The 26,818-nt window shown below is 64.1% G+C and carries 26 protein-coding genes; 11 read left to right on the top strand and 15 right to left on the bottom strand.

Going from position 1 to position 26,818, the window contains the following annotated elements; genetic code table 11:
• Positions 1-21 precede the first annotated feature (21 nt).
• Together moeA and M1D44_RS09510 are read left to right on the top strand one after the other, a co-directional pair.
• A complete protein-coding gene (gene moeA / locus M1D44_RS09505; protein ID WP_112185295.1) occupies positions 22-1,302 on the top strand; it encodes a molybdopterin molybdotransferase MoeA in 1,281 nt (426 codons plus the stop codon).
• A gap of 151 nt (positions 1,303-1,453) precedes the next feature.
• Entirely contained in the window at positions 1,454-1,732 is a 279-nt protein-coding gene (locus M1D44_RS09510; RefSeq protein WP_004635681.1) for a hypothetical protein, read from the top strand.
• 84 nt (positions 1,733-1,816) lie between these two features.
• Here the strand turns inward: M1D44_RS09510 and M1D44_RS09515 are convergent, their stop codons facing one another.
• From M1D44_RS09515 to pncB, 5 genes are all read right to left on the bottom strand, one after another.
• The gene (locus M1D44_RS09515) at positions 1,817-3,289 is read right to left on the bottom strand and encodes a DNA recombination protein RmuC (RefSeq protein ID WP_024976122.1); all 1,473 of its coding nucleotides are present in this window, start codon (positions 3,287-3,289) and stop codon (positions 1,817-1,819) included.
• A 12-nt stretch (positions 3,290-3,301) separates the two neighbouring features.
• On the bottom strand, positions 3,302-4,303 hold the full coding sequence (locus M1D44_RS09520; RefSeq protein WP_112185297.1) for a 2-hydroxyacid dehydrogenase: 1,002 nt from the start codon (positions 4,301-4,303) through the stop codon (positions 3,302-3,304).
• A 19-nt stretch (positions 4,304-4,322) separates the two neighbouring features.
• A complete protein-coding gene (locus tag M1D44_RS09525; protein ID WP_024976124.1) occupies positions 4,323-5,732 on the bottom strand; it encodes a sodium:proton antiporter in 1,410 nt (469 codons plus the stop codon).
• Positions 5,733-5,873: 141 nt separating this feature from the next.
• On the bottom strand, positions 5,874-6,593 hold the full coding sequence (locus M1D44_RS09530) for a LutC/YkgG family protein (RefSeq protein WP_024976125.1): 720 nt from the start codon (positions 6,591-6,593) through the stop codon (positions 5,874-5,876).
• Between the two features lie 89 nt (positions 6,594-6,682).
• Positions 6,683-7,852, bottom strand: a complete 1,170-nt coding sequence (pncB, locus tag M1D44_RS09535) for a nicotinate phosphoribosyltransferase (RefSeq protein ID WP_316853465.1) — start codon at positions 7,850-7,852, stop codon at positions 6,683-6,685.
• A gap of 180 nt (positions 7,853-8,032) precedes the next feature.
• Here pncB and prfB point away from each other — a divergent pair.
• From prfB to M1D44_RS09555, 4 genes are all read left to right on the top strand, one after another.
• Positions 8,033-9,137 (top strand): peptide chain release factor 2 gene (gene prfB, locus M1D44_RS09540; RefSeq protein WP_102064856.1). Its coding sequence is split into 2 segments (ribosomal slippage): positions 8,033-8,113 and positions 8,115-9,137, totalling 1,104 coding nucleotides; the frame shifts between segments, so codons are not numbered across the junction.
• A 25-nt stretch (positions 9,138-9,162) separates the two neighbouring features.
• The gene (locus tag M1D44_RS09545; protein WP_316853346.1) at positions 9,163-9,903 is read left to right on the top strand and encodes an SDR family oxidoreductase; all 741 of its coding nucleotides are present in this window, start codon (positions 9,163-9,165) and stop codon (positions 9,901-9,903) included.
• Positions 9,904-9,927: 24 nt separating this feature from the next.
• Complete coding sequence (gene lysS, locus M1D44_RS09550) at positions 9,928-11,472, top strand: lysine--tRNA ligase (RefSeq protein ID WP_024976129.1); 1,545 nt, start codon at positions 9,928-9,930, stop codon at positions 11,470-11,472.
• 268 nt (positions 11,473-11,740) lie between these two features.
• Positions 11,741-12,484, top strand: coding sequence for a glycine zipper 2TM domain-containing protein (locus tag M1D44_RS09555; RefSeq protein ID WP_112185303.1), 744 nt, complete (start codon positions 11,741-11,743; stop codon positions 12,482-12,484).
• A gap of 77 nt (positions 12,485-12,561) precedes the next feature.
• Here M1D44_RS09555 and iscX read toward each other — a convergent pair whose 3' ends face one another.
• The 9 genes from iscX to iscR all read right to left on the bottom strand — a co-directional run bounded on the left by iscX (position 12,562) and on the right by iscR (position 18,586).
• Positions 12,562-12,756, bottom strand: a complete 195-nt coding sequence (gene iscX, locus M1D44_RS09560) for a Fe-S cluster assembly protein IscX (RefSeq protein WP_009238557.1) — start codon at positions 12,754-12,756, stop codon at positions 12,562-12,564.
• 31 nt (positions 12,757-12,787) lie between these two features.
• The gene (gene fdx, locus M1D44_RS09565; RefSeq protein ID WP_024976131.1) at positions 12,788-13,126 is read right to left on the bottom strand and encodes an ISC system 2Fe-2S type ferredoxin; all 339 of its coding nucleotides are present in this window, start codon (positions 13,124-13,126) and stop codon (positions 12,788-12,790) included.
• A 46-nt stretch (positions 13,127-13,172) separates the two neighbouring features.
• Positions 13,173-15,038, bottom strand: coding sequence for a Fe-S protein assembly chaperone HscA (gene hscA / locus M1D44_RS09570; RefSeq protein ID WP_112185305.1), 1,866 nt, complete (start codon positions 15,036-15,038; stop codon positions 13,173-13,175).
• Positions 15,039-15,107: 69 nt separating this feature from the next.
• Positions 15,108-15,647, bottom strand: a complete 540-nt coding sequence (gene hscB, locus M1D44_RS09575; RefSeq protein ID WP_316853345.1) for a Fe-S protein assembly co-chaperone HscB — start codon at positions 15,645-15,647, stop codon at positions 15,108-15,110.
• Between the two features lie 34 nt (positions 15,648-15,681).
• On the bottom strand, positions 15,682-15,882 hold the full coding sequence (locus M1D44_RS09580; RefSeq protein ID WP_024976134.1) for a DUF3565 domain-containing protein: 201 nt from the start codon (positions 15,880-15,882) through the stop codon (positions 15,682-15,684).
• 10 nt (positions 15,883-15,892) lie between these two features.
• The gene (iscA, locus tag M1D44_RS09585; RefSeq protein WP_024976135.1) at positions 15,893-16,213 is read right to left on the bottom strand and encodes an iron-sulfur cluster assembly protein IscA; all 321 of its coding nucleotides are present in this window, start codon (positions 16,211-16,213) and stop codon (positions 15,893-15,895) included.
• Positions 16,214-16,239: 26 nt separating this feature from the next.
• Positions 16,240-16,641: a Fe-S cluster assembly scaffold IscU gene (iscU, locus tag M1D44_RS09590; RefSeq protein WP_004635709.1), complete on the bottom strand. Its 402-nt coding sequence runs from the start codon at positions 16,639-16,641 to the stop codon at positions 16,240-16,242.
• A 59-nt stretch (positions 16,642-16,700) separates the two neighbouring features.
• Positions 16,701-17,918, bottom strand: coding sequence for an IscS subfamily cysteine desulfurase (locus M1D44_RS09595; protein ID WP_024976136.1), 1,218 nt, complete (start codon positions 17,916-17,918; stop codon positions 16,701-16,703).
• Positions 17,919-17,992: 74 nt separating this feature from the next.
• Positions 17,993-18,586, bottom strand: coding sequence for a Fe-S cluster assembly transcriptional regulator IscR (gene iscR / locus M1D44_RS09600; protein ID WP_316853344.1), 594 nt, complete (start codon positions 18,584-18,586; stop codon positions 17,993-17,995).
• Between the two features lie 422 nt (positions 18,587-19,008).
• On the opposite strand from iscR, the gene M1D44_RS09605 reads away from it, so the two are divergent.
• Genes M1D44_RS09605 through rbsK form a run of 5 tightly spaced genes read left to right on the top strand, consistent with a single transcriptional unit; the run spans position 19,009 to position 24,637 of the window.
• On the top strand, positions 19,009-19,968 hold the full coding sequence (locus M1D44_RS09605; protein ID WP_316853343.1) for a sugar ABC transporter substrate-binding protein: 960 nt from the start codon (positions 19,009-19,011) through the stop codon (positions 19,966-19,968).
• Between the two features lie 29 nt (positions 19,969-19,997).
• Positions 19,998-21,578: a sugar ABC transporter ATP-binding protein gene (locus M1D44_RS09610; RefSeq protein ID WP_316853342.1), complete on the top strand. Its 1,581-nt coding sequence runs from the start codon at positions 19,998-20,000 to the stop codon at positions 21,576-21,578.
• Positions 21,568-22,575: an ABC transporter permease gene (locus tag M1D44_RS09615; RefSeq protein ID WP_316853341.1), complete on the top strand. Its 1,008-nt coding sequence runs from the start codon at positions 21,568-21,570 to the stop codon at positions 22,573-22,575. The genes M1D44_RS09610 and M1D44_RS09615 overlap by 11 nt, the downstream gene beginning before the upstream one ends.
• Positions 22,576-22,593: 18 nt before the next feature.
• Complete coding sequence (locus tag M1D44_RS09620; RefSeq protein WP_024976141.1) at positions 22,594-23,634, top strand: LacI family DNA-binding transcriptional regulator; 1,041 nt, start codon at positions 22,594-22,596, stop codon at positions 23,632-23,634.
• Positions 23,635-23,671: 37 nt separating this feature from the next.
• Positions 23,672-24,637 (top strand): ribokinase, encoded by a 966-nt coding sequence (gene rbsK / locus M1D44_RS09625; RefSeq protein ID WP_316853340.1) that lies wholly within the window; start codon positions 23,672-23,674, stop codon positions 24,635-24,637.
• Between the two features lie 2 nt (positions 24,638-24,639).
• On the opposite strand, the gene M1D44_RS09630 is transcribed toward rbsK, so the two are convergent.
• The gene (locus tag M1D44_RS09630; RefSeq protein WP_316853339.1) at positions 24,640-26,721 is read right to left on the bottom strand and encodes a site-specific recombinase; all 2,082 of its coding nucleotides are present in this window, start codon (positions 26,719-26,721) and stop codon (positions 24,640-24,642) included.
• Positions 26,722-26,818 lie beyond the last annotated feature (97 nt).

Consider the following 26,818-nt stretch of genomic DNA (forward strand, 5'->3'; position numbering starts at 1 on the left):
ATCCGATCCCTCATCGACGCCATGACCACCCTCGCCTCTGTCGTTTCGTGCCTGTCCGATTACGATCCGAACGCCCTGCCCGTCGCGCAAGCGCAAGCCATCATGCGCGACTTCGTGCAGCCCGTGAGCGGCGTGGCCCGCGTGCCCATCCGCAGCGCGCTTGATCGCGTGCTGGCCGAAGACGTGCTGTCGTCCATCGATGTGCCTTCGCACGATAACTCGGCGATGGACGGCTTTGCCTTTGCCAGCGCGGAACTTGCAGGCGAGACAGGCGAAGTCTCCTTGCGCGTGATCGGTACGGCGTACGCGGGTGTCGCCTTTGATGGTGCGCCCAGCGCAGGTGAAGCCGTGCGCGTGATGACCGGTGCCGTCATGCCGGCAGGCTGCGATACGGTCATCCCGCAGGAATTCACGCAAGGCGATGCTGAGACCGTCCGCTTTGCTCGCGATGCCGTGCGCGCCGGCGACAACCGTCGTCTGCGTGGTGAAGACCTTGCGCGAGGCAGTGCCGCGCTGTCCGCCGGCCGTACGCTGCGCCCCGCCGATATTGGCCTGCTCGCATCCCTCGGCATCGCCGAAGTGTCTGTGCGCCGCAAGCTGCGCGTGGCGTTCTTCTCCACCGGCGACGAGCTGCGCTCCATTGGTGAGCCGCTCGACGCCGGCTGCGTGTACGACTCCAACCGCTACACGCTGCACGGCATGCTCTCGCGCCTGGGCGTGGAACTGCTCGACATGGGCGTCGTGCGCGACGACCCGGCGGCGCTGGAAGCCGCCTTCCGCACCGCCGCCGAAAACGCCGATGCGATCATCACTTCGGGCGGTGTCTCCGTCGGCGAAGCGGACTTCACCAAACAGATGATGGCCAAGCTCGGCGACGTGACGTTCTGGAAGATCGCCATGCGCCCGGGCCGGCCGATGGCGTTCGGGCGCATCGCGTCAAATGGCCGCAGCGCGTTCCTCTTTGGCTTGCCGGGCAACCCGGTGGCGGTGATGGTGACGTTCTATCACTTCGTACGCGGCGCGCTGCTGCGCATGATGGGCGCCACCGACGCCGGCGCACCACTGGTGCCGGCCGTGAGCGCTACCCCAATCCGCAAGCGCCCCGGGCGCACGGAATACCAGCGCGCAATCGCCGCCCTGAATGCTCGCGGCCAGCTTGAAGTCCGCCTGACCGGCCAGCAAGGTTCGGGCGTCCTGCGTTCCATGAGCGAAGCAAATTGTTTCGTCGTGCTCGCCCACGAACAAGGCCAGGTCAACGCCGGTGACGCTGTGCAGGTATTGCTATTCGACGGCCTCGTCTGAGTGGCGTGGCGACGGCGGCTCTTGTGCCGGCTGCAACACCGCATGCTGTCGGTTTTTTGCGTCACCTGCTGGCTGCGGGTATCGGCGCATCGGTCGATTCGCTACACTCTGCGCCAGTTTGATTGTTTCGGATTTGAGCTTGAGCACTGCCATGATGACCAAGGAGATTGCGTATCTTCACCCGGCCCACACCGCACGCGCGCTGGTGCTGGTGTATCTCTGTTTCTCGCTGCCGGTCGTAGGGCTGTTTTTCTTCGTCGGCTTCGTCCGCTACGGTGAACTGCCGACGATTGTCGTGCTCAGCGGCCTGATCCTCAATGCTCTGGTGGGTTTTGGTGCGCTGTGGCTCGCCTGCCACGCCTACAACTGGGTAGCCGAGCGCTTTGGCGGTATCGAGATCCTGCTGCGCGACGTGCCGGAAGAAGCCTGATCGCTTCTGCGCGGTTCAAGAAGAAGGGGCGGAAATATCCGCCCCTTTTCTTTTGCTGATGCCGACGTTCTGTTCGACCCGGCTTTACTCGGCCTCGGTTTCGTCGTCCTGCGGCACGGCGGTTTCCAGCCCCAGCACGCTCTGCGCGGAATCGCTCGGCAGCGCCTCCACCGCCTTGAGCTTGCGGTTCATCTGGCGCGTCCGCACCTCGGCCTGCTCGATGTTGCTGACGGCCCGCTCCAGCGTTTTCTTGGTCGCGGCCAGCACATCGCCAAACTTTCCGAACTCGCTCTTCACGGCGCCGAGCACTTGCCAGACTTCGCTGGAGCGCTTTTCCAGCGCCAGTGTTCGGAAACCCATCTGCAGGCTGTTGAGGATAGCCGTAAGCGTGGTCGGGCCTGCCACCGTCACGCGGAACTTGCGCTGCAACTCGTCCGTCAGGCCCGGACGGCGCAGCACTTCTGCATAGAGGCCCTCGGTCGGCAGGAAGAGGATGGCGAAGTCGGTCGTGGCCGGCGGCGCGATGTACTTCTCGTGGATGGTCTGCGCCTCTTTGCGCACCGCGACTTCCAGTTCGCGGCTAGCGGTGGCAGCGGCGTCGGCATCGGCCCGTTCCTGCGCGTCGAGCAAGCGTTCGTACTGCTCTTTCGGGAACTTGGCGTCGATCGGCAGCCAGACCGTTGCATCGTGATCGGCATCGGTCTTGCCGGGCAGGCGGATGGCGAATTCCACGCGCGCACCAGTACCGTGCACGGTCTCGACGTTCTTGCCGTACTGCTCGGGCGTGAGCATCTGCTCCAGCAGCATCTCAAGCTGAACTTCGCCCCAGGTGCCGCGCGTCTTCACGTTGGTCAGCACCTTCTTCAGGTCGCCCACGCCCTGGGCCAGCGCCTGCATTTCGCCCAGGCCGCGATGCACCTGTTCCAGCCGATCCGACACCAGCTTGAACGATTCGCCCAGGCGCTGCTCCAGCGTGGCGTGCAGCTTTTCGTCGACGGTGCGGCGCATCTCGTCGAGCTTGGTCGCGTTGTTCGCCTCGATGTCCTTGAGCTTCTGTTCCAGCGTGGCGCGCACCTCAGCCAGGCGGCGTTCGTTGCCCTCACCCAATTGGGAGAGCTGCTGCTGCATCGTCTCGCCAAAGCGGCGGAGCGCGTTACCCTGCTCCTCGCGTGCCTGCTGGGCTTGCTGCTGCAGGTTTTGGCGCACGGCTTCGAGCTGCTGCGTGTTCGTCTCAGTCAGCTTGGTGAGCTGCTGCGCAAACGTGTCGATCTGGTTGTTCTGCAGCGTGGCGACGCTGGTGAGCTGTGTCGCCAGCACCTGCTGGAACTGCCCCAGTTGCTGTGCGACGTCGCTGCGGCCGATGCGGGCCGTCTCAGCGATTTCGCCGCGCAGTTCTCGCTCGATGCGTTCGTTGCCGCGGATGAGTTCATCGCGCAGTGCCGCGAGCATCGGCGACGCATCGTTTTCCGCCGGGCGAGACACGCCACGCCAGATCAACACGCATAGCACAGCCACCACGGCTATGCCCAGCAAGGTCAGTAAAGCCAGCCAATCCATATCAGTTTTCGATCAGGAGGACGCGCGCTGCGCGAGCGCATCCGGGTTCAACAAGTTGGGCGGCTGCCCGGCGTGCGGGCCGAAGCCCAGCGCAGCGATCAGGTTATCGGCCGCCAGGTTGGCCATACCCAGGCGCGTGCCCAAGGTGGCACTGGCAATGTGCGGTGTGAGCGCCACGTGCTCGGCCTCCAGCAACGCCGGATGCACCTTCGGCTCGCCCTCGTACACATCCAGGCCGGCCGCGAAGATGCGTTTGTCCGCCAGCGCCTGCGCCAACGCTGCGTCATCCACGATGCCGCCGCGCGCGAGGTTGACCAGCGTAGCGGTCGGCTTCATCTGTGCCAGCTCTGCGGCGCCGATGGCGTGGTGGCTTTCCTTGGAATACGGCAGCACCAGCACGAGGTGATCCGCCTGCTTCAGCAGCACATCCTTGCTGACGTACGTGGCGCGCGTCTCCTGTTCGACTTCCGGCGAGAGCCGGCTGCGGTTGTGATAGATCACACGCATCGAGAAGCCGCTCGCACGCCGCGCCAGCGCCTGGCCGATACGGCCCATGCCAAGAATGCCCAGCGTGCTGCCGTACACCTCGGCGCCAAGGAAGGCGTCGTAAGTCCAGCGCTTCCAATGCCCCTCACGTAGCCAGCGTTCGGATTCGGACACACGGCGAGCGGCGGCCATGAGCAAGGCCCAACCGAAGTCGGCGGTGGTCTCGGTCAGGATATCGGGCGTGTTGGTGGCCAGGATGCCGGCGCGCGTCATCGCCGCGAGGTCAAAGTTGTTGTAGCCGACGGCCATGTTGCACACCGCGCGCAGGGTCGGCACGCGGCGGATCAGATCGGCGTTGATGGTGTCGGCGGCGTTGGACAGCAGGCCCACGCGACCCTGCAAACGCTCCGCCAGCGCTTCGGGCGGATAAGCGACGTCCGCCTGGTTGTCGATCACATCGAAGGTCTCGCGCAAGCGCTCGAGCACTTCGGGAAACATCGCGCGGGTGACAAGGATTCCGGGTTTCATACGTTCAGCACACGTTCGGTTAGCGGAAGAAGACGAAGGTCATCAGAACGAAAATCGGCACGAGAATGCACACAGACCACAACATGTAGCCAAAGAAGCTCGGCATCTGCAGGCCACGGCTTTCGGCGATGGCCTTGACCATCAGGTTGGGCGCGTTGCCAATGTAAGTGTTGGCGCCCATGAACACGGCCGCAGCGGAAATGGCGGCCAGCGTGGAGGCGCCCTCGCTCATCAGCATGCGCGCGTCGCCGCCTGCGGTGTTGAAGAACACGAGATACGTCGGCGCATTGTCGAGGAACGACGACAGCAACCCCGTCGCCCAGAAGTACATTGCGTTGTTCGGCTGGCCCGCGCTGTCGTTGACGAGATGGACGATGCCCGCGAAAGGACCGTCCACGCCAGCCTTGAGCATGGCGATCACCGGCCCGATCGTGATGAAGATGCCGGCAAACAGCTTGGCGACTTCCAGAATAGGCTCCCAGTTGAACTCGTTGCCGGCGCGCGCGCCCCCAGGCGTGAGCCACAGAGAAAGCAGCGCGATCACCACCAGCCCGATGTCGCGCACTACGTTCTGCAGCAGCACCTCGGTGCCCATCACATAGAAGACGATGCCGGGCTTCCACAGCCCGCTTATCAGTACGAGTCCGAGAATGCCTGCCAGCAGCACAAAGTTGACGTTGCCCTCGAAGCGTACCGGGCCGGCGTCGTCCGGCGTGGCGTCGGTGATGTTGGGCAGCTCTTCCTTGCCCGTGTGATAGAGGTAGCTGTCGATGACGAAGAAGATCGCCAGCAGCAGCACCCACATCGTGAGCGTCTGGCGCCACAGATGTTGCGTGGTCCAGAAGAAATCAACGCCCTGCAGGAAGCCGAGGAATAGCGGCGGATCGCCCAGCGGCGTAAGCGCTCCACCGGCATTGGCTACCAGAAAGATGAAGAACACGACGACGTGTGCGCGATGCCGGCGTGCTTCGTTGGCGCGCAGCAATGGCCGAATCAGCAGCATGGCCGCGCCGGTCGTCCCCATGATGCTGGCCAGGGCCGTGCCAAGTGCGATCAAGCCGGTATTGAGCTTTGGCGTGCCGTGCAGATTGCCGCGAATGCAGATGCCACCTGCAACAACGTACAAAGCGGCGATCAGAGCGATGAAGGGAATGTATTCAGCAAGGGCTGCGTGATTGACGGAAGCGATGGCCGCGTCAGAGCCGAACACGATCCCGAACGGGACCAGAAGCGCCAACGCCCACGCCGCTGCGATCTTGCCGTAATGGTCGTGCCATAGCTTTGGCACGACGAGCGGTGCAATGGCAATCGAAAGCAGGATGCCCGCAAACGGCACACCCCACAGCAGATGCAACTCAGCGCCGCTTACATCAGCGGCGCGCGCCAGGCCACAGACAAACAGGAAGACAAGGGGCCAGAGGCGTTTCACGTAGGCGTTCTCCTAATCGCGGGCGCACATCGCAAACGCAACTGCGCCACACAAACAAAGACGCCAGTGTAAACGCCAGAGGTCTGTCGCCCCTTAAACATCCACAGAGGTTTGATGCAGCAAGGAGCCCCGAACGCTGTCTCAGGAAGCCGTCACCACGATCACGTGCACGCGGTACGGGCCATGCGCGCCAAGCACGATAGTCTGCTCGATATCACCCGTGCGCGACGGCCCGCTGATGACGTTGGTGGCGCGCGGCAGCTCGCCCCGCTCCGCTCGCATCAGCGCATAGGCGTCTTCCAGATTGGCGACGATGCGCGACTGCGGCACCACGGCGATATGCGTCTCGGGCAGCAGCGCCGTGGAGGCGACATTCTCCGGCCCCGACAGCAGCATCAGGGAGCCCGTCTCGGCAATCGCGCAGAAGCAACCCGTAATGCCGACGAGATCGCTGTGTTCATGATCGGCTTTTGCTTCACGCACGGGCGGACGGAATTCGACGCCGATGCCGGCCGCCGCCCAGTCAAGCGATTGCAACGTTGTCCAAGCCACCGCCTGCGGTTGAAGGTTCAAGCCAGACAGATAGCGGGCCACAGCGCCCGGCACGTCGGATAGCGCGCCCACCGTATCCAGCGTGGAGGCCATCTTCAGTGCCTGCTCGGCGAAATGCGCGGCGAGGTTCTCGGGCACTGGCGGGCGCGGGCCGGCGGGATGGCGCGCGAGGTAATCCACCACGGCGTCGTGCTCACCCTGTGTCGGCTTCTCGGGACGATGCTGCGCATTGCGGATGCGCCCAAAGATGGCATCGCGTGCACGGCTGGTGTCGAGCGGGTCGACGGGGGTGTCCGGTTGTGATTCCATGGCGGCTCCGAAAGATCGGTCGATTATACGAGCCGCTTCGAGCACGATCAGCCAACGCCGTTGAAACTTATTCGGCGCTGGCGTGAGCCTTATTGCACGCCGAACACTTGCTTCAGGTACGTGAGATAGGCCGGATCGTCGCACATGGTCTTCTCCGGCGCATCCGACAGTTTGGCCACCGGTTGGCCGTTGCAGCGGACCATCTTGATGACGATCTGCAGCGGCGTGTAGCCCAGGTCGTTGGTCAGGTTGGTTCCCACGCCAAAGGCCAGCTTGCAGCGGCCGTGGAAACGCTCATACAGGCCGATGACCTTGGGCATGTCGAGACTGTCGGAGAAGATCAGCGCCTTGGACTTCGGCTCGGCACGCATGTCCTCGTAATGCTTGAGCATGCGCTCGCCCCACTCGAACGGGTCGCCGGAATCGTGGCGCACGCCGTCGAAGAGCTTGCAGAAAAACATGTCGAAGTCGCGCAGGAAGGCGTCGAAGCCGTAGGTATCCGACAGCGCGATACCGAGATCGCCGCGATATTCCTTGGCCCAGGTTTCCAGCGCAAAGGTCTGGGAATCGCGCAGGCGCGGACCGAGTGCCTGACAGGCTTGCAGGTACTCATGCGCCATGGTGCCAAGCGGCGTCATGCCGTGCTTCATGGCGAAGTAGACGTTGCTGGTGCCCGCGTACTGGGCGCCGAGCTGCGCACACGTCTCCAGCAGCACATGTTCGTGCCAAGTGTGCGAGAAGCGACGGCGGGTGCCGTAATCGGCAATGCGGCATTCTTCCAGGCCGGGGCGCTTCAGCGATGCCAGCTTGTCGGTCAGGCGGCGTTTGCCCTCCTCCCACTGCGGGTGCGTCTGCGTGCGGCTGAAGAACACCTCGTTGACGATGGCCAGGACCGGCACCTCGAACATGATCGTGTGCAGCCACGGCCCCGCGATGACGATCTCAATCTGCCCATCGTTGCTGGGCGCCTGACGCACGTCGATGTACTTCTCGTTGAGATGAAACAGGTCGAGAAAATCGACGAAATCGCTCTTGATGAAGCGCATCCCGCGCAGGTAATCGAGTTCCGCATCGGTAAAGCGCAGGGTGCAGAGATGGCGGATTTCCGCACGAATCTCGTCAATGAATGGCACCAGATCAACACCCGCGTTGCGGCACTTGAAGCGGTATTCGACGTGCGCGCCAGGAAAGTGATGCAGCACCACCTGCATCATCGTGAATTTGTACAGATCGGTATCGAGCAGCGAGCGGATGATCATCGGACGGCGCCAAAAGCCATATGGATTGGTCGTCATGCTAACTGAAGCCACGCGGGACGCCCGCGGCAGTCACACAAATCCCGGCGCGCAGCCCAGAAAATGGCCGTTTTGGAGTTCCAACCGGACGGGAAACCCCTTGATTCCGCTATAATTTCCGGTTTCCGACCGGATTTTTGCACCATGGAAGCAGAACGCCTCAATGCCATCCAGAACACGTTGGCCGACCTGAAGTCGCGCGCCGACGACCTTCGGAGGTATCTTTGACTACGACGTCAAATCTGAACGTCTAGTTGAAGTCGATAAAGAACTCGAAAACCCCGAGGTCTGGAACGATCCCAAACGCGCCCAGGAGCTGGGTCGCGAGAAGAAGTCGCTTGAAACCGTCGTGCTGGCGCTGACCAAGCTCGACGAAGACCTCACCGGCGGCGCCGAGCTGTTCGAGCTGGCCCGCGAAGAGGGCGACGACGACACCATCGAAGCCATCGAGGCTGACACCGCGGGCATGCGCGCCATTGTCGAAGACATGGAATTCCGCCGCATGTTCTCCGGCCCGATGGACGCCGCCAACTGCTTTATCGACATCCAGGCCGGCGCCGGCGGCACCGAAGCGTGCGACTGGGCGTCGATGCTGCTGCGCCAGTATCTGAAGTACTGCGAGCGCAAGGGCTTCAAGACCGAAGTGCTGGAAGAATCCGAAGGTGACGTTGCCGGCATCAAGAGCGCGTCGATCAAGGTCGAGGGCGAATACGCGTTTGGCTTCCTGCGCACCGAAACCGGCGTGCACCGCCTCGTGCGCAAGTCGCCGTTCGACTCCGCGGGTGGCCGCCACACGTCGTTCTCGTCGATCTTCGTGTATCCGGAAGTCGATGATTCGATCGAGATCGAGGTCAACCCGGCGGATCTGCGTGTCGACACGTATCGCGCTTCGGGTGCGGGCGGTCAGCACATCAACAAGACGGATTCGGCCGTGCGGATTACGCACATCCCGACCGGCATCGTCGTGCAGTGCCAGAACGACCGCTCGCAGCACCGCAACCGTGCTGAAGCGATGACGATGCTGAAGTCGCGCCTGTACGAGCACGAGCTGCGCAAACGTCAGGCCGCTGCCGACGCACAGGAAGCTGCGAAGACCGACGTGGGCTGGGGCCATCAGATCCGCTCGTATGTGCTCGACCAGAGCCGCATCAAGGATCTGCGCACCAACGTGGAAATCTCCAACACGCAGAAGGTGCTGGACGGCGACCTGGATCCCTTTATCCAGGCCAGCCTGAAGCAGGGCGTCTGATCCGAGCCAAACCAGAGCGACTGCCATGTCTGACACGTCCCTGTTCATCCTGACCGGTGCCTCGCGCGGCCTGGGCGCCGCGCTGGCCCAGGCGCTGATGCAGCCCGGTCGCCGCCTCATCTGCGTGGCACGCGGCGATAACGCCGAATTGCGCGCGCAGGCGGCAGCCGCCGGCGTGACGCTCGACTGGCACCAGGTCGACCTGTCCGACGCGCATGCCGCCGAGGCCTGGATGACCAAGACGCTTGCCGCCCTGCCCGCTTTTGCCAACGTGACACTGGTGCTGAACGCCGGCGCGGTCGAGCCGATCGGCACCATCGACACGCTGCGTGCCGATACGCTGCTGCCGCACCTGCAACTGAACCTCGCAGGCCCGATGGCGCTGACTGCTGCCCTGCTGCGCGGCACCGCCGAGTGGAACGCGCAGCGCCGCGTGCTGGCGATTTCGTCAGGCGCGGCGCGCCGGCCGATCACCGGTTGGGCGGCATATTGCACGGGCAAGGCGGGGCTGGACATGTTCGTGCGCGCCCTCAATGCCGATGGCGACGCCAGCGTGCGCGCCGTGGCGCTGGCCCCGGGCGTGATCGACACCGACATGCAACGCACCATCCGTGGCGCCGACTTTGCCGGCGTGCAGCGCTTCCGCGATCTGCACGCGCATGGCGAGCTGGTCTCGCCGCAAGACGCCGCCACGCGCATCGCCGCCTACCTCGTCCGCCCCGATTTTGGCGCGACCGAGCTGGACGACCTGCGCAACATCGCCTGAACCGACATTCCTCTCCTCACCATCATGACCGAACAGAACAACCCGGCCGAATCGAACACCACGGCCGCCGTGCCGGCGCAGGACGACAACAAGATCATCGCCGAGCGCCGCGAGAAACTGGCAGAGATCCGCCAGCAAGGCGTCGCGTTCCCTAATGATTTCCGCCCGACGCACCATGCCGGTGATCTGCAAGCCAAGTACCGCGAGTTGGAGCAGGCTGCGCTGGAAGCCGAACCGGTGCAGGTGGCCGTTGCCGGCCGCATGATGCTCAAGCGCGTGATGGGCAAGGCCAGCTTTGCCACCGTACAGGACGCCACCGACCGCATCCAGTTCTACATCAGCCGCGACGCCGTGGGCGAAGACGTCTACGCCAGCTTCAAGAAGTGGGACCTGGGCGACATCGTGGCTGCGCGCGGCACGCTGATGAAGACGAAGACCGGCGAACTGTCGGTGGCTGTGACGGAGCTGCGCCTGCTCTCGAAGAGCCTGCGTCCGCTGCCGGGCGACTACTACGGCCTGGCCGACCAGGAACAGAAGTACCGCCAGCGCTACGTCGATCTGATCGTGTCGAAGGAAACACGCGACACCTTCCGCGCCCGCACCAAGGCCATGGCCTCGCTGCGCAACTTCATGGCCGGCAACGGTTTCATGGAAGTCGAGACGCCGATGCTGCATCCGATTCCGGGCGGCGCGGCAGCCAAGCCCTTCATCACGCACCACAACGCGCTGGACATGCAGATGTTCCTGCGCATTGCGCCGGAGCTGTACCTCAAGCGCCTGATCGTCGGCGGTTTCGAGCGCGTGTACGAGATCAACCGCAACTTCCGTAACGAGGGCGTGTCGCCGCGACACAATCCCGAGTTCACGATGATGGAGTTCTACGCAGCCTACACGGACTACCGCTGGCTGATGGACTTCACCGAGCAACTGATCCGCCAAGCGGCGATCGACGCCTCGGGCACCGCCACGCTCACCTACCAGGGCCGCGAGCTGGATCTTGCCAAGCCGTTCCATCGCCTGACCATCTGCCAAGCGATCCAGAAGTACGCGCCGCAGTACACCGACGCGCAACTGGCGGATGTCGACTTCCTGCGCGCCGAGCTGAAGAAGTTCAAGATCGACACCAACGCGCCGCAATTCCTGAACGCCGGCGTGGGCACATTGCAGCTCGTGCTGTTTGAAGAAACCGCCGAGTCGCAACTGTGGGAGCCGACCTTCATCATCGACTATCCGGTCGAAGTGTCGCCGCTGGCACGCGGCTCCGACACGCTTCCCGGCATCACCGAGCGCTTCGAGCTGTTCATCACCGGCCGCGAGATCGCCAACGGCTTCTCCGAGCTGAATGACCCGGAAGACCAGGCTGAGCGCTTCCGCAAACAAGTCGAGCAGAAGGACGCCGGCGACGAAGAAGCCATGTTCTATGACGCCGACTACATCCGCGCGTTGGAATACGGCATGCCCCCGACCGGCGGCTGCGGCATCGGCATCGACCGCCTGGTGATGCTGCTCACGGACAGCCCGAACATCCGCGATGTGATCCTTTTCCCGCACCTGCGCCGCGAAGACTGATCGACTCGGTCCTCCATCTCAAAAAACGCTCCTTCGGGGGCGTTTTTTGTTGCCCCGCAGGTGCGCAAATCCCGCGCCCACCCCGCTATTTGTAACATCGCCCCGCTTTGACAATGTGTATCAAATCCTGCCAAGCCATTGATTTTAAATAGAAAAACTGGAGTACAGATGCTTACAAATTAAAACGGCATCCGTTCGGGCGATGGACCACACTGTGATCATCGAAGGGCCGAACCACGAACCAATCACGGGCCGCAGGAGAACGAAGATGACGAACAACATCCAACCGAACCAAGGTCAACAATATGGCGGCACGTCGCCGGGTCAGGTGCCGTCGTCGTCACGACGCATGCATCCGCTGATGACCACGGCGGCTGTGGCTGTCATCATCGCCAGCCTGACTGCGGTGGCCGCCATCACTGGCGTGCTGCCGACCTCGAAGGCTACGCAGGGCAGCACAGATCCGAATGTGGCTGCGCAATCGGCAGCGGCAATGCCGGGCGCTTCGGCCCCGATGGCGCTGGCTGCACCGGGCCAGACCACGCAGCCGAATCAGGCTGCTCCGTATCCGGCGCAGAACATGGCTCCCGCTCCGACGCGAGCCCGTGAGCCGTCGTACGCTGAACGCGCGCCGTCGACCAGTCCGAGCTATGCGCAAACACAGCCGCGCCAGTCGGCCAGCCCATATGCAGGCCATGTGACGTCGGTCACCCCGATCACCACGCAGGGCAAGGAAACCGGCCTGGGCATGATCGGCGGCGCGGTGGTGGGTGGTTTGCTGGGTAACCAGATTGGGCGCGGTAATGGCCGTACGCTGGCGACAGTCGGCGGCGCAGTGGCGGGCGGTTACGGCGGCCATGTGGCGGAGAACTACTACAGCCGCGACACTCAATACCGCGTGAACGTGCGCATGGACAACGGCACGAACCGCAGCTTCACGTACAAGGCTGCCCCGGGCTTCCAGGCAGGCGAGCGCGTGCATATCGAGAACGGTACGCTGGTGGCTGGCTAACTCGCCGTCGCCTTCGCCCCAAAGAAAAACCGGCCTTCGGGCCGGTTTTTTCATGCGTGCGCGTTTAGGCTGCGCGCTTATTCCGCTTCGTCGATCCAGGCTTGCTGGATGGCCTCGAGGAACTTCTCGCCGCCACGCTTGTGGTCGTCGTCGAAGCCTTCCAGCGTGACGACCTTGTTGTGCAAGTCCACAAAATTCAGGCGCGTCGGATCGACGTCGGGGTACTTGTCATACAGCGCTTCCGCGATCTGCTGGATGTCGTTCCATTTCATGATGGGCTCCCTCCACCGCTGGCCACTCGGCTCAGTGGTTTTCCTTGGCGTGGTTGATCGTGTACTTCGGAATCTCGACGGTCAGGTCGGTATCCGCCACTTTGGCCTGGCACGACAAGCGCGAGTTCGGCTCCAGGCCCCAGGCCTTGTCGAGCAGATCCTCTTCCTTCTCGGTCGCCTCTTCCAGCGAATTGAAACCCTCGCGCACGATCACGTGGCACGTCGTGCAGGCACACGACTTCTCGCATGCGTGCTCGATCTCGATGTCGGCGCCCAACAGCGCGTCGCAGATGGTCGTGCCGGGCTTGGCTTCGATCACGGCCCCTTCCGGGCAGTATTCGACGTGAGGAAGAACGACGATGTGTGGCATGAAGAAACTCGTTCGATAAGTGTGTTTTGGGGGATGCGATCGGCGATCAGCCGAGCTCCTCGATACGTTTGCCGGCGAGCGCCTTGCGAATGCCGCGATCCATGCGGCGCGCGGCGAATTCGTCGGTAGCGTGCGACAGGGCGTCCACGGCGTCCTTGATGGCGCGGTGGTCTTCGCCCTGCATGGTGGTGCGCAGCGAGGCAATTTCGGTGTCGATGGCCGCACGCTCTTCGGGCGACAGCAAATCGCCATCGGCCGCCAGCGCCTGCGACAGTGCCTCCAGCAAGCGCTCGCCTTCAACGCGCTCTTCCGCCAGCGCACGACGACGCATGTCGTCTTCGGCGGATTGGAAACCTTCCTTCAGCATGCGGGCGACATCGTCATCGCCCAGACCGTACGACGGCTTCACAGCAATCGCCGCCTCCACGCCCGACACCGTTTCGCGTGCCGACACCGACAGCAAGCCATCAGCATCCACCTGATACGTCACGCGGATGCGCGCAGCGCCGGCCACCATGGGCGGGATGCCACGCAACTCGAAACGCGCCAGCGAACGGCAATCGCTCGCCAGTTCGCGCTCGCCCTGCAGCACGTGGATCGCCATGGCCGTCTGGCCGTCCTTGAAGGTGGTGAACTCCTGCGCCCGAGCGACGGGAATCGTGCTGTTACGCGGGATGATCTTCTCGACCAGGCCACCCATCGTCTCGACGCCCAGCGACAGCGGGATCACGTCGAGCAGCAGCCAGTCTTCACCCGGCGCACGGTTACCGGCCAGCAGGTTGGCCTGCATGGCCGCACCGATAGCGACCACTTGGTCGGGATCGAGGTTCGTGAGCGGCGTCTGGCCAAACAGCTGGCCAACGGCACGGCGGATGATCGGCATGCGCGTCGCGCCACCGACCAGCACAACGCCCTTGATCTCTTCGACCGTCACGCCCGCATCGCGCAGCGCGCGGCGCACCGGCGACAGCGTCTTCTGCACCAGGTTGGCGGTCAGTTCGGCAAAGGCCTCTGCGGTCAGCACGAGGTGCACGGTCTCGCCGGTGGAGAGCATCGCGTCAATCTCGGTGCTGTCGGCGGTGGAGAGCCATTCCTTGGCGGCGCGTGCCTTGTTCAGCAGCAGGCGCGTGTCTTCGGCAGAGAGCGGTTGCAGACCGGCTTGCTCGACGATCCAGCAGACGATGCGCTGGTCGAAGTCGTCACCGCCGAGCGCAGAGTCGCCACCCGTCGACATCACCTCGAACACGCCCTTGGTGAGCTTGAGCACCGAGATGTCGAACGTACCGCCACCCAGATCGTAGACCGCGTAAATACCTTCGGCGGCATTGTCCAGGCCATAGGCGATGGCGGCAGCGGTCGGCTCGTTCAGCAGACGCAGCACGTTCAGGCCGGCCAGCTTGGCCGCGTCCTTGGTGGCTTGGCGCTGCGCATCGTCAAAGTACGCGGGCACGGTGATGACGGCGCCGACGAGCTCATCGCCGAGCGTGTCTTCGGCGCGCTGGCGCAGCGTGGCGAGAATCTCCGCCGACACTTCCACCGGGCTCTTCACACCGGCCACGGTCTTCAACTGCACCATGCCGGGCGCGTCGACAAAGTCGTATGGCGTGTTCTCGATGTGGGCCACATCCTTCAAGCCGCGCCCCATGAAACGCTTGACCGAGATGATGGTGTTCTTGGGGTCACGCACAGCTTCGGCCTGAGCCTTGTAGCCGATGTGGGCACCGCCCGCGGGCAGATAGCGCACCACGGAGGGCAGCAGCGGGCGGCCCTGATCATCGGGCAACACTTCCGGCACGCTGCTGCGCACGGAGGCCACCAGCGAGTTGGTCGTGCCCAAGTCGATGCCCACCGCCAGACGGCGCTGGTGCGGTGCGGGCGATTCGCCAGGTTCGGAAATCTGCAGTAAAGCCATGGGGATGTCTCGATTGCGCGGATGGGCTGCCTGCCGAGGCAAACCCAACATTGTCGCAAATTCTGGGTTTTAGTCTTCCAGCCGGTCGATGGCCTCGGCGGTATCGCGTTCGATCTTTTCGATGAACATCAATTGGCGCACGGCGTCCGCTGCTGCCGCGGTGTTGCCATCGCCATTGAGCAGACCGGACAGCGCCTGATAACGCGCCCGTTTTTCCTTGCGCAGCATGCCAAGCAAACCGTCCAACGCATCGACGTTGCGCTCCACCTTGGCGTCGCCCAGGGCTTCGCGCCATTCCATTTGCTGCATGAGAAACGCGGCCGGCATGGCGGTATTGTTCTCGGCCTGCACGTCGATACCACGCAGATGCAGCAGATACGTCGCCCGTTTGAGCGGATCTCGCAGCGTCTGATACGCCTCGTTGGCGCGCGTGGCCCATTGCATGGCGACGCGGCGTTCGGCGTCGCCTGCGTGGGCATAGCGATCCGGATGCGCCTGCGACTGCACGGTGCGGTACGCAGCGTTCAGCGCGTCGTCGTCGACCTCGAAGTGCTCGGGCAGACCGAAGAGGGAAAAATGCGTCGTGTTCGCTGACAAGCCGAAATTCATGAATAAAAAAAGCGGCTGCGCCGCCTCGTGTTCCTTATTCGACCGGCTCACCCCGATCGCACTTCAGGCATTCCACAATCACGCCGATCTTGCTGGCGCGCCCGGCTTCGGTTTCAGTCCAGGGCCGCAATTGCCAGGGCGGATCGTGGCGCATATGCTGCCCATGCCCGCAGGCGAGACGGGCGACCCAGTGGCCTTCCTCGTCCCGCTCGAAACCGACAATCGCCTGCTTCAATGCGCCCCGCTCACACGCGGAACGACTCGCCGCAGCCGCACTCGTCCTTCACGTTCGGGTTGTTGAAGCGGAAACCTTCGTTCAGCCCTTCTCGCGCGTAGTCCAGCTCGGTGCCGTCGATGTACGGCAAGCTCTTCGGATCGACGATCACCTTGACGCCGTTGGACTCAAAGACCTCGTCTTCGGCGGCAATCTCGTCTGCATATTCGAGCTTGTAGGCCAGGCCCGAGCAGCCCGTGGTCTTCACGCCCACGCGCAAGCCCACGCCCTTGCCACGGCGGGTCAGGTAGCGGGAAACGTGCTGCGCGGCCTTGTCGGTCAGGGTGATCATGCTGCGTCCTTTCTATCCAATCCGGCTCAAGCCGCCTTCTGCTCGGCCGAGCCGTGCTTTTCCTTGTAGTCCGCCACCGCCGCCTTGATGGCGTCCTCGGCCAGGATCGAGCAGTGGATCTTCACCGGCGGCAACGCCAGCTCTTCAGCGATGGCCGTATTGCGGATTTCCAGCGCTTGATCCAGCGTCTTGCCCTTCACCCACTCCGTCACCAGCGACGACGAAGCAATGGCAGAACCGCAGCCGTAGGTCTTGAACTTTGCGTCTTCAATCACGCCCTGCTCGTTGACCTTGATCTGCAGTTTCATCACGTCGCCGCAAGCCGGCGCGCCGACCATGCCGGTACCGACCGTGTCGTCGCCCTTCTCGAACGAACCGACATTGCGCGGGTTTTCGTAATGGTCCAGAACTTGGTTGCTGTAAGACATTTCACACCTCTATCAATCGTTGGCTGGCGCGGGGGCGCCGTTGTTCTCAAACGCCGCGCTTAGTGCGCCGCCCATTGAATGCTGTTCAGATCCACGCCGTCCTTGTACATCTCCCACAGCGGAGACAGGTCGCGCAGCTTGCCGATCTTGTTCTTGAGCAGTTCGACCACGTAATCGACCTCTTCTTCCGTGGTGAAACGGCCCACCGTGAAGCGGATCGAGCTGTGCGCCAGTTCGTCGTTGCGGCCCAGCGCACGCAGCACGTACGACGGTTCCAGAGATGCCGACGTGCAGGCCGAGCCCGACGACACGGCGACGTCCTTGATGGCCATGATCAGCGACTCGCCTTCGACGAAGTTGAAGCTGATGTTGAGGTTGTGCGGCACACGGGCTTCCATGTCGCCGTTCACATACACCTCTTCCATCGTATTGAGGCCGCGATACAGACGGTCACGCAGCATGCGGATGCGCTCGTTCTCGGTCGCCATTTCTTCCTTGGCGATGCGGAAGGCCTCGCCCATGCCGACGATCTGGTGCGTAGCCAGCGTGCCCGAACGCATGCCGCGCTCGTGGCCACCGCCGTGCATCTGCGCTTCGATGCGGATACGCGGCTTGCGGCGCACGTACAGCGCACCGATGCCCTTCGGCCCATACGTCTTGTGGGCCGAGAACGACATCAGGTCGACCTTCAGCTTTTGCAGGTCGATGCCCACCTTGCCGGTGGCCTGGGCGGCATCCACGTGGAAGATCACGCCCTTCTCGCGGCAGATCTCGCCCAACTGCTCGATGTCCTGAACCACGCCGATTTCGTTGTTTACCATCATCACCGACGCAAGAATGGTGTCGGGGCGAATGGCTTGCTTGAAGACTTCGATATCGATCAGGCCGTTGTCCTTCACGTCCAGATACGTCACTTCGAAGCCCTGGCGCTCTAATTCACGTGTCGTGTCCAGCACAGCCTTGTGCTCGGTCTTGACGGTGATGATGTGCTTGCCCTTGCTGCTGTAGAAATTGGCAGCGCCCTTGATGGCCAGGTTGTCGGACTCGGTAGCGCCAGACGTCCAGACGATTTCGCGCGGGTCGGCATTCACCAGTGCTGCAACCTGCTCGCGCGCGGTTTCGACGGCCTTCTCGGCTTCCCAACCAAACGGGTGGCTGCGCGAGGCCGGGTTGCCGAAGCTCTCACGCAGGTACGGAATCATCTTGTCGACGACGCGCGGGTCCACCGGCGTCGTCGCGGAATAGTCCATGTAGATGGGAAGTTGCGGGGTGCTCATATCTTGTCTGCCTTGTGTGGGGGGCGATGTTCTTGTGTGGGGCTGGCGTCGTGGCCGGCCTCACGCTGACGCAATCACGACTGCGCCAGACTGAAAACGGAGTTGACCAGCGGCGGGCGCTTGACCGGCTCGGCGGCCACCGACGTGGTGGCAGACGTGTCGACGGCGCGGGCGCGTGTCGGTGCGCGTTCGCGGCGGGCCGGACGTGCTTCACGCATGTCCTGGATCACTTCGGGCTGACGCTCGCGTTGCTGATCGACCAAGTTCTGCAGCGATACCGAATCGAGATACTCGACCATCTTCTGGTTGAGCGTGGCCCACAGATCGTGCGTCATGCAGCGGCCCGAGTGACCGCCGACATGCTCTTCGCCGCCGCAGTTGCCCTTGCCACCGCATTGGGTGGCATCCAGCGGCTCGTCCACGGCGATGATGATGTCGGCAACGGTAACGTCGTCGGCACGGCGCGCGAGGCTGTAGCCGCCGCCCGGCCCGCGCACACTTTCCACGATTTCGTGGCGGCGCAGTTTGCCGAACAGCTGCTCCAGATACGACAGCGAAATCTTCTGACGCTGGCTGATGCCAGCCAGCGTGACCGGACCCTGTTCTTGGCGCAGCGCCAAGTCAATCATGGCGGTGACCGCGAAGCGGCCTTTGGTGGTCAATCTCATGGCGTCGGGGAAATACCTGATCGTTTTGCTCAAGTATAAAGGAACCCGACAAAATCGGTCAACTAAGGTGTCGGGGGATTCCGCGTCGCAGCAAGGGGATTTGCAGAGCCCGGAAACCGGGATGGCCACGCGGCAGGCCGTATTGTGGACTAAAACAATCAACCACGTTCGATAGGGCTATCACGCCACTCCCGCAGCGCAACTTGCGGGGCCGTCGCGAAGGCGCCGTCACTGCGGGTTTTTCCTTATGCGGTGAAAAGCGCAATTTGATTGACTTCTGTTACGCGGTAGCCGAGACTGTCAGATACGCAAACGTTTGCGAAGAGCGAGGCGCGATTGCCCTTAGGAACGCCTTATGGCGTAACAAGTAACGATGCCCGCACCCACCCGCCCCAGACAGGCCTCTTCCTGGAGGAGACACCATGGATATCCGCCGTCGCCGCGCCTTGCAACTTGGCGCGGGCTCTGCCGTAGCTGCAGCTCTGCCGTTCCCGTTTTCGCTGGCGTACGCCGCCAACCAGCCGCCCAAAGTGGCGCTGGTCATGAAGTCGCTCGCCAACGAGTTCTTCCTGACCATGGAGAACGGCGCCCGCAAGCATCAGAAGGACCACGCGTCGGAGTACTCGCTGCTGACCAACGGCATTCGCGACGAAACCGACACTGCCGGCCAGATCCGCTTGGTCGAGCAGATGATCGTCGCGCGTGTGGATGCGCTGGTGCTGGCGCCGGCCGACTCCAAGGCATTGGTGCCGGTCGTCAAGAAGGCCGTGGACGCGGGCATTCTCGTCATCAACATCGACAACCGGCTGGACCCGGCGGCGCTCAAGGAGAAAGGGCTCAACGTGCCCTTCGTGGGGCCGGACAACCGCAAGGGGGCAAGACTCGTGGGCGACTTCGTTGCCAAGTCGCTCAAGCCGGGCGATGCCGTGGGCATTATTGAAGGCATTCCGACCACAACGAACGCGCAACAGCGCACCGCCGGCTTCAAGGATGCGGCCGAAGCCGCCAAGCTGAAGATCGCGGGGGTGCAATCGGGCGAATGGGAAATCGACAAGGGCAACAAGGTGGCGGCCGCCATGCTGCGCTCAGAACCTGACCTGAAGGCCCTGCTGTGCGGCAACGACAACATGGCCATCGGCGCCGTATCGGCCGTGCGCGCGGCGGGCAAGCTGGGCAAGGTGCTGATTGGCGGCTATGACAACATCGACGCCATCAAGGCCATGCTGGCTGATGGGCGTGTCGTTGCCACTGCTGATCAGCACGCCGATCAGCAAGCCGTCTACGGCATCGAGACCGCCCTGAAGGCGCTGGCCGCCAAGACGCCGCAGGCGAAGCTGTCGGGTGTCGTCGAGACACCGGTCAACCTCGTCACGCGTACGTAACGCCACAGACCGGCAAGCCGCCGCCAGCCATGTCTGCCGCTTACGAACCGCGCCCGCCGCTGCTGCGCGTCTCCGCCGTCAGCAAGCACTACGCCGCCCCCGTGCTGCGAGATATCGATCTCGACGTGCACGCGGGCGAGGTGCTTGCGCTCACGGGGGAGAACGGCGCCGGCAAGAGCACGCTTTCCAAGATTCTCTGCGGGCTGGAGACGGCAACCTCGGGTTCCATGACGCTGGGCGGCACGCTGTACGCACCCGATTCGCGCAGCGCTGCCGAAGCGCTGGGCGTGCGCATGGTGCTGCAGGAGCTGAGCATGGTGCCCACTCTGACGGTGGCCGAGAACCTGTTCCTCGGCGAACTGCCCCAGCGGCTGGGTTTTATGGATCGCGCTGCGCTGCGCCATCGGGCCGAACAGGCGCTTGCACGCGTTGGTCTGGACCTCGATCCCTGGACGCCCGTACACACGCTCGGCATCGGCCACCGGCAGATGATCGAGATTGCCCGCGCGCTGGGCAGCGCATGCCGGGTGCTCATCCTCGACGAGCCGACGGCGATGCTGAGCGCACACGAAAGCGCCACGCTGTTCGAGCGCATCGACGCCCTGCGCCGCGAGGGCGTGGCCATCCTCTATATCTCCCACCGCCTGCACGAACTGGCGCGCATTGCCGATCGCATCGTTGTGCTGCGTGACGGCAAGCTGGTCACCGATGCACCGGCGGCCACGGTCACGCAGGACGCACTCATCCAAGCGATGGTCGGCCGCGACGTGGCCGCCTCATCCGAAACGCAACGGGCCGCGCGCGAGCCGTGGCTTGGTGACGGCTCGCCGGCGCTGCGGGTGACCGGTCTGACGCGTGCGCCAGCCGTGCGCGATGTGAGCTTCGACGTGGCGCCCGGAGAGATCTTCGGCATCGCCGGCCTAGTGGGTGCGGGCCGCACGGAATTGCTGCGGCTGATCTTCGGGGCGGACCGCGCGGATGCGGGCACCGTCGAAGTCGGCTCGCCGCTGGCGCCTGTGCGCATCCGTTCGCCCGGCGACGCGGTGCGTCACGGCATCAGCTTGCTCACCGAAGACCGCAAGGACGAAGGCCTGATGTTGAGCCTGCCCATCGCGACCAACATCGCGCTGGGCAACATGCCCACCGTCACGAAGCGCGGCTGGCTGCAACCGGCGCGCGAGCGTGCGCTGGCGCAGCGGCACATCGGCGCATTGCGCATCCGTTGCGCTGGGCCCGAGCAACCGGTCGGAGAACTCTCCGGCGGCAATCAGCAGAAGGTTGCGATTGCCCGGTGGCTGGAGCGCGACACGCCCGTGCTGCTATTCGATGAGCCGACGCGAGGCGTGGATGTCGGCGCCAAGTTCGACATCTATACGCTGCTCGACGCGCTGGCCGCGCGAGGCAAGGCGCTGGTCGTGGTGTCGAGCGATCTGCGCGAACTCATGCAACTGTGCGATCGCATTGGCGTCATGCGCGCCGGGCGACTGACACACATCTTCCAACGCGACGGCTGGAGCCAGGATTCCCTGCTCGCCGCCGCTTTTGGTGAATCGGGCGAATCCGATTCACGTGCATCACAATCGCCCTCGGAGACCGCAGATGCGCTCTGATTCCACCCTGCCCCCGACGCCGCCCACACCGGCTGCCGGCACGCGCGCGGCGCTGGGCATGTCGCTCGGCACCGTCGGCGGGTTGCTCGCTGCGCTGGTCGCCATGCTGGTGCTGTTCAGCACGCTGTCGCCGACGTTCTTCTCGCTGCCCACGTTCACCACCATCGCCAACGAGATCCCCGACCTGCTGGTGATGGCCGTGGGCATGACGTTCATTCTGATGATCGGCGGCATTGATTTGTCGGTCGGCTCGGTGCTGGCGCTGGCGGCTTCGGTGCTGTCCGTTGCCATGACCCAGTTTGGCTGGGGCTTGTTGCCGGCGGCGTTGGCGGGCGTGGTGCTGGCAACGGCGGCGGGCATGCTGACCGGCGCGGTCACGGTGCACTGGGGTATCCCGTCGTTCATCGTGTCACTGGGTGTGTTGGAAATGGCGCGCGGCCTCGCCTACAGCCTCACCGATTCGCGCACGGTGTACATCGGCAGCGCGGTCGACTGGCTGGCCAACCCCATCGCGCTGGGCATTGCGCCGTCGTTCCTGATTGCGATTGTCATCACGATCGTTGGCCAGATCGTGCTGGTGCGCACGGTGTTCGGCCGATACCTCGTGGCTATCGGCACCAATGAAGAAGCCGTACGGCTGGCGGGCGTGAATCCGCGCCCCTACAAGATTGCGGTGTTCGCGTTGATGGGGCTGCTCTCGGGCCTGGCCGCGCTGTTCCAGGTGTCGCGCCTGGAAGCGGCCGATCCGAACGCCGGCGTGGGCATGGAACTGCAGGTGATCGCGGCCGTGGTGATCGGCGGCACGAGCCTGATGGGTGGGCGCGGCTCGGTCGTGCGCACGCTGTTCGGCGTGCTGATCATCTCGGTGCTCGAATCGGGCCTCGCACAGATCGGCGCCTCCGAGCCCACCAAACGAATCATCACGGGCGCGGTCATCGTCGCGGCCGTGGTCATGGATACCTATCGCAGCAAGCGCAACCGCAGCAAGCAACATTAAGAGACAGAGGAGATCGTCATGGCAACCATCAAGGACGTGGCCGCATTGGCCGGAGTTTCGTTCACCACCGTCTCGCACGTCATCAACAACACAAGACCGGTCAATGCGGAGACGCGCAAACGCGTGGAAGAAGCCATCCGAGCTACGCGCTATGTGCCCAGCGCCGTGGCGCGCTCGCTCAAACACCGCACTACGCGCACCATTGGCGTGCTCGTGCCCACCGCCACCAACCCGTACTTTGCGGAGTTGGCGCGGGGCATTGAAGATGTGTGCGCCGCCGCCGGCTACAGCGTCATCCTCTGCAACTCCGACGACGACCCCCGCAAGCAGCGCGACTACCTGCGTGTGCTGATGGAAAAACGCGTCGACGGCATCATCGTCAGCAGCGCCGGGCCGGACACGGCATTGGTTGAAGCGCTTGGTGAATCCGCTCTGCCCATCGTGATGGTCGACCGCCCGACCGAAGGCATCCAGGCCGATCAGGTGCAGGTCGATCACGAAGAAGGCGCCTACATGGCGACCAAGCATCTGCTGGACCTCGGCCACCGCCGCATCGCCTGCATCAGCGGGCCGTCGGCACTGAGCGTGACGACAGAGCGCCTGGCCGGTTTCCACCGTGCGCTACGCGAAGCCGGCGTGCCGGAAGCCTCCGCCCGCATTGCCGAAGGCGATTTCACCAGCCCCGGCGGCTACCGCGCCGCACGCCAGTTGCTGACCGAAGGCGAGATGCCCACGGCCATCTTTGCCGGCAATGACCTGATGGGCATCGGTGCGCTGCGCGCCGCGGCGGAACTGGGCATTCCCGTGCCGAAGGCGCTGTCCGTGATGGGCTTTGACGACATCGAACTGAGCCGCTACGTCTACCCGGCGCTGTCCACGGTTGGCCAATCGATCCGCCAGTTGGGCGAGACCACCGCGCAGACGCTGCTTGAACACCTCGGCGACAACGCCTTGCGCCATCCTGTGGAAGAGCACCGTGCGCGCCGCATCGTGCTGCCGCCGCGCCTGTCTTTGCGCGAGTCGACGGCCGAACCCGAGCGCCCAGCCCGCGCAGCCTGATCCCGCATTCCTTTCACGCCTTCAACGTAGTCCCGCCATGGTGGCCAAGCGCCCTTCCGCCTCTTCCGCCCACCCCGCTGCCGACGTGCTGATCGTCGGCAGCCTGAATATGGATCTCGTGATCCGCACGCCGCGCTTGCCGCGTCCCGGGCAAACGGTTGCTGCGCCTGCGCTGGAAACCATTCCGGGCGGCAAGGGCGCCAACCAGGCCGTGGCGGCTGCGCGCCTGGGGGCGCGTGTCGCCATGCTCGGCTGCGTCGGTGACGACCCATACGGCACCGCACTGCGCGACGGCCTGCGCCGCGAGGGCGTGGACACGTCGATGGTGTCGGTGCACGCCGGGGCGGCTACCGGCATCGCCTGTGTGACCGTGGCCAACAGTGGCCAGAACACCATCGTCATCGTGGCCGGCGCCAACGAATTGCTGACGCCAGCCATGATCGAAGCGCAGCGGGCTGCGTTCGAACGCGCACGCGTGATCGTCTGTCAGTTGGAATCTCCGCCGGATGCGGTGGAGTGCGCGCTCAAGTTGGGGCAGCGGCTTGGCAAAACGGTCATCCTGAACCCGGCGCCTGCCATCGGCCCGCTGCCTACCCCATGGATTGCGGCCTGCGATTTCCTGATCCCGAACGAAACCGAAGCCGCGCTACTGACAGCCCGCACCGTCGATTCGCCCGAAGCCGCACTGGATGCCGCCGCTGATCTGCATGCACAAGGTGCGCGGCACGTGATCGTCACGCTGGGCGCGCGCGGCGTGGCTTATGTAGATGCGCAGTCGCGCCTGTTGATGCCGGCACCGATCGCGCACGCCATCGACACCACGGCTGCCGGCGATACGTTTGTCGGCGCGCTGGCCGCGGCACTGGCGGAAGGCGTAGCGCCCGATACGGCCATCGAATTCGGGCAAGCCGCGGCGGCAGTGTCAGTCACGCGGCTCGGCGCGCAGCCGTCCATTCCGTTCCGCAGCGAGTTGGGCGCGCCTGCCGCGCCCGCAACCCACTAGACCTAGACCGGCGTGCTGCTGGGCGGCGTGCTCACAGTCGGGGCACGCGGCACCAGCAGGCACAGCGGATCGCGCAAGATGCGGCGCCACACGGCACTCGTCACGCGCTTGCGATCGACCCCGCGCAGGTTGCGCGAGCGCATCGCCATGTTAAAGGCAAGCGCAAACGACACCAGGACGTTCAGCACACCCATCAGCGCAATGCCGGCCACGGCCAGCCAGAACGGCGCCGTATGCATCACGCTGGGGCCCAGCACGCCCACGGCGGTTGCCACCGCACCGGTCGACAGCGTGACGTGACGCACTTCCATATGCGGGCCGAAGAAGGACAGGATCTCGGGCCCCAGCCCCAGCATGAAGCCCAGCGACACGTTGGCGACAATGCCCGACAGATTGCGCTTCCAGAAGCTGGCAATGCGCTGCGCGCCCTGCGTGCCGACCATGAAACGCAAGCGCCGGTGGTAGGCAATCACGTCATGCACACGATGCAGCGCGAACCAGTTGTCGGCCCAACCCGCCGCCAGGCTCGACGCCCACAGCAACACGCCCGTGAAGATCGCGTACAGCGGCGTCGGCCCAAGAATCGAGAACGAATCGATGGTCGCCATCGCCTTCGCTGCCGAAATCAGATCGGTATGGAAGAAACGCCCGGCCAGCCACTGCACCAGGAAAGCCACCGGCGCCACGGCCACAAGATTGCCCGCAATCGCCGCCGCGTTGGAGCGGATCATGGCGACCGTGTCGTCGACAAAGCGGTCCAACCCTTCCTGGCGGCCCACCTGGTCGAGCCGGTGCGCCAGCGCAGGGGCCGTCATGGCGGGTTGTTTGGTGGCCAGCGTGAAATGCGCGAAATGGATGCCGAGAAAGCTGACCGCATAGTTGATCGACGCGAACAACCCTTCGGTAAAGCGCGACAAATGCGCCCCGGTGATGAAGAACTTGATGTACACCGTGGCCGCCGTAATGACGCCGCCGCCGGCTGCAGCCTTGACCATCGCGCCGTATTCCTTGCCGTCGCGGGTAATGTAGTGTTCGCCACTCTCCGCAGAGCGCTCGACCACCTTGCGCGCCAGATCAGCAAACGTGGAGCGGATCAGATACCCCACGCTGCGGCGATGCTGGCTGGCCGACACCAGCTCGGCCGTCATATGCACGAAGCGACGCGAGCCCTGCGTGTCCGCCCATGCCGTGAGCAGCAAATCGATGCGGCCCAGCCACGCCTTCATGCGCTCGACCTGGAACACGACTTCCACCGAGACGCCGTTCTCGTCCAGATGCTGATACACGCCGGTCGTAGCCGTGCGGCAGCGGTCCAGCACGGCGCGAAAGTAGTTGAGTTCCTGCAGGAACCGCGCGGGGCTCGCAAGCTCCGTGTTGGGTCGTTCCAGGAAGATCGCGTTGGCTGCGTCGGCCAGCAGATAGAACGGAGAATCGGTGAGTTCCGCATGGTCCATGCGGCTGCGGATACCGCGCGACAAACCCGCCGCACGGACCTGGCTGATCAGTATCTGTATGCCGATGCCAAGGCTGCGCTCCAGGCGTGTCTGACCAGCGGCGTGATCGGCGTCGGTCATCCCTGCGCGGAACAGCGCGTAAAGGCGCGTGACCAGTTCGTCGTCCAGGCCGTCCACCCACTGAGCATCGGTCGGCCCCACAAACAGCAGTGCAAACAACGTTGCCAGCTGCGGCTGATTGGGTGCGGGCGGCAGCAAGCGCACCTGCCAGCGGTCGATCAACTCGCTCCAGAAACCCGAGCGTGACGACAACCCCGTATCGCACAGCAGCGACACCGGATCGTTGTCCTGCACGATGCTGCGCAATGTCTGCCCGACGCGTTCGGCCAGGGCCGGATTGTTCTCCAGCACCTGCAGCAGATAGCGCAGACGTGCATAGCGCCAAGACTCTGATGCGGCACCAACGGGCCGCTCCGCCCGGCGCAGCCAGTAAGCCAGCTCGATCAGCCATTCATTGCGTTCGGCCAGACTGCGCGTGGGTTCGAACTGGGCGAGGATGGCATCGAGTTGATGGCTGGCGTGCCGGGAAGCGCGCCACTTGCGCCACGGGTTAAGCAAAAAATTGAACATCGAACTCCCTTGATGGCGGACGCGTGCAGTCGAGCGCTGCAGCACGTGCCGATTCCCCGGTCAGGCGACGCGCGGCGCCTGAATTTGATCTGAAATG

The organism is Ralstonia sp. SA306 (assembly GCF_054792405.1).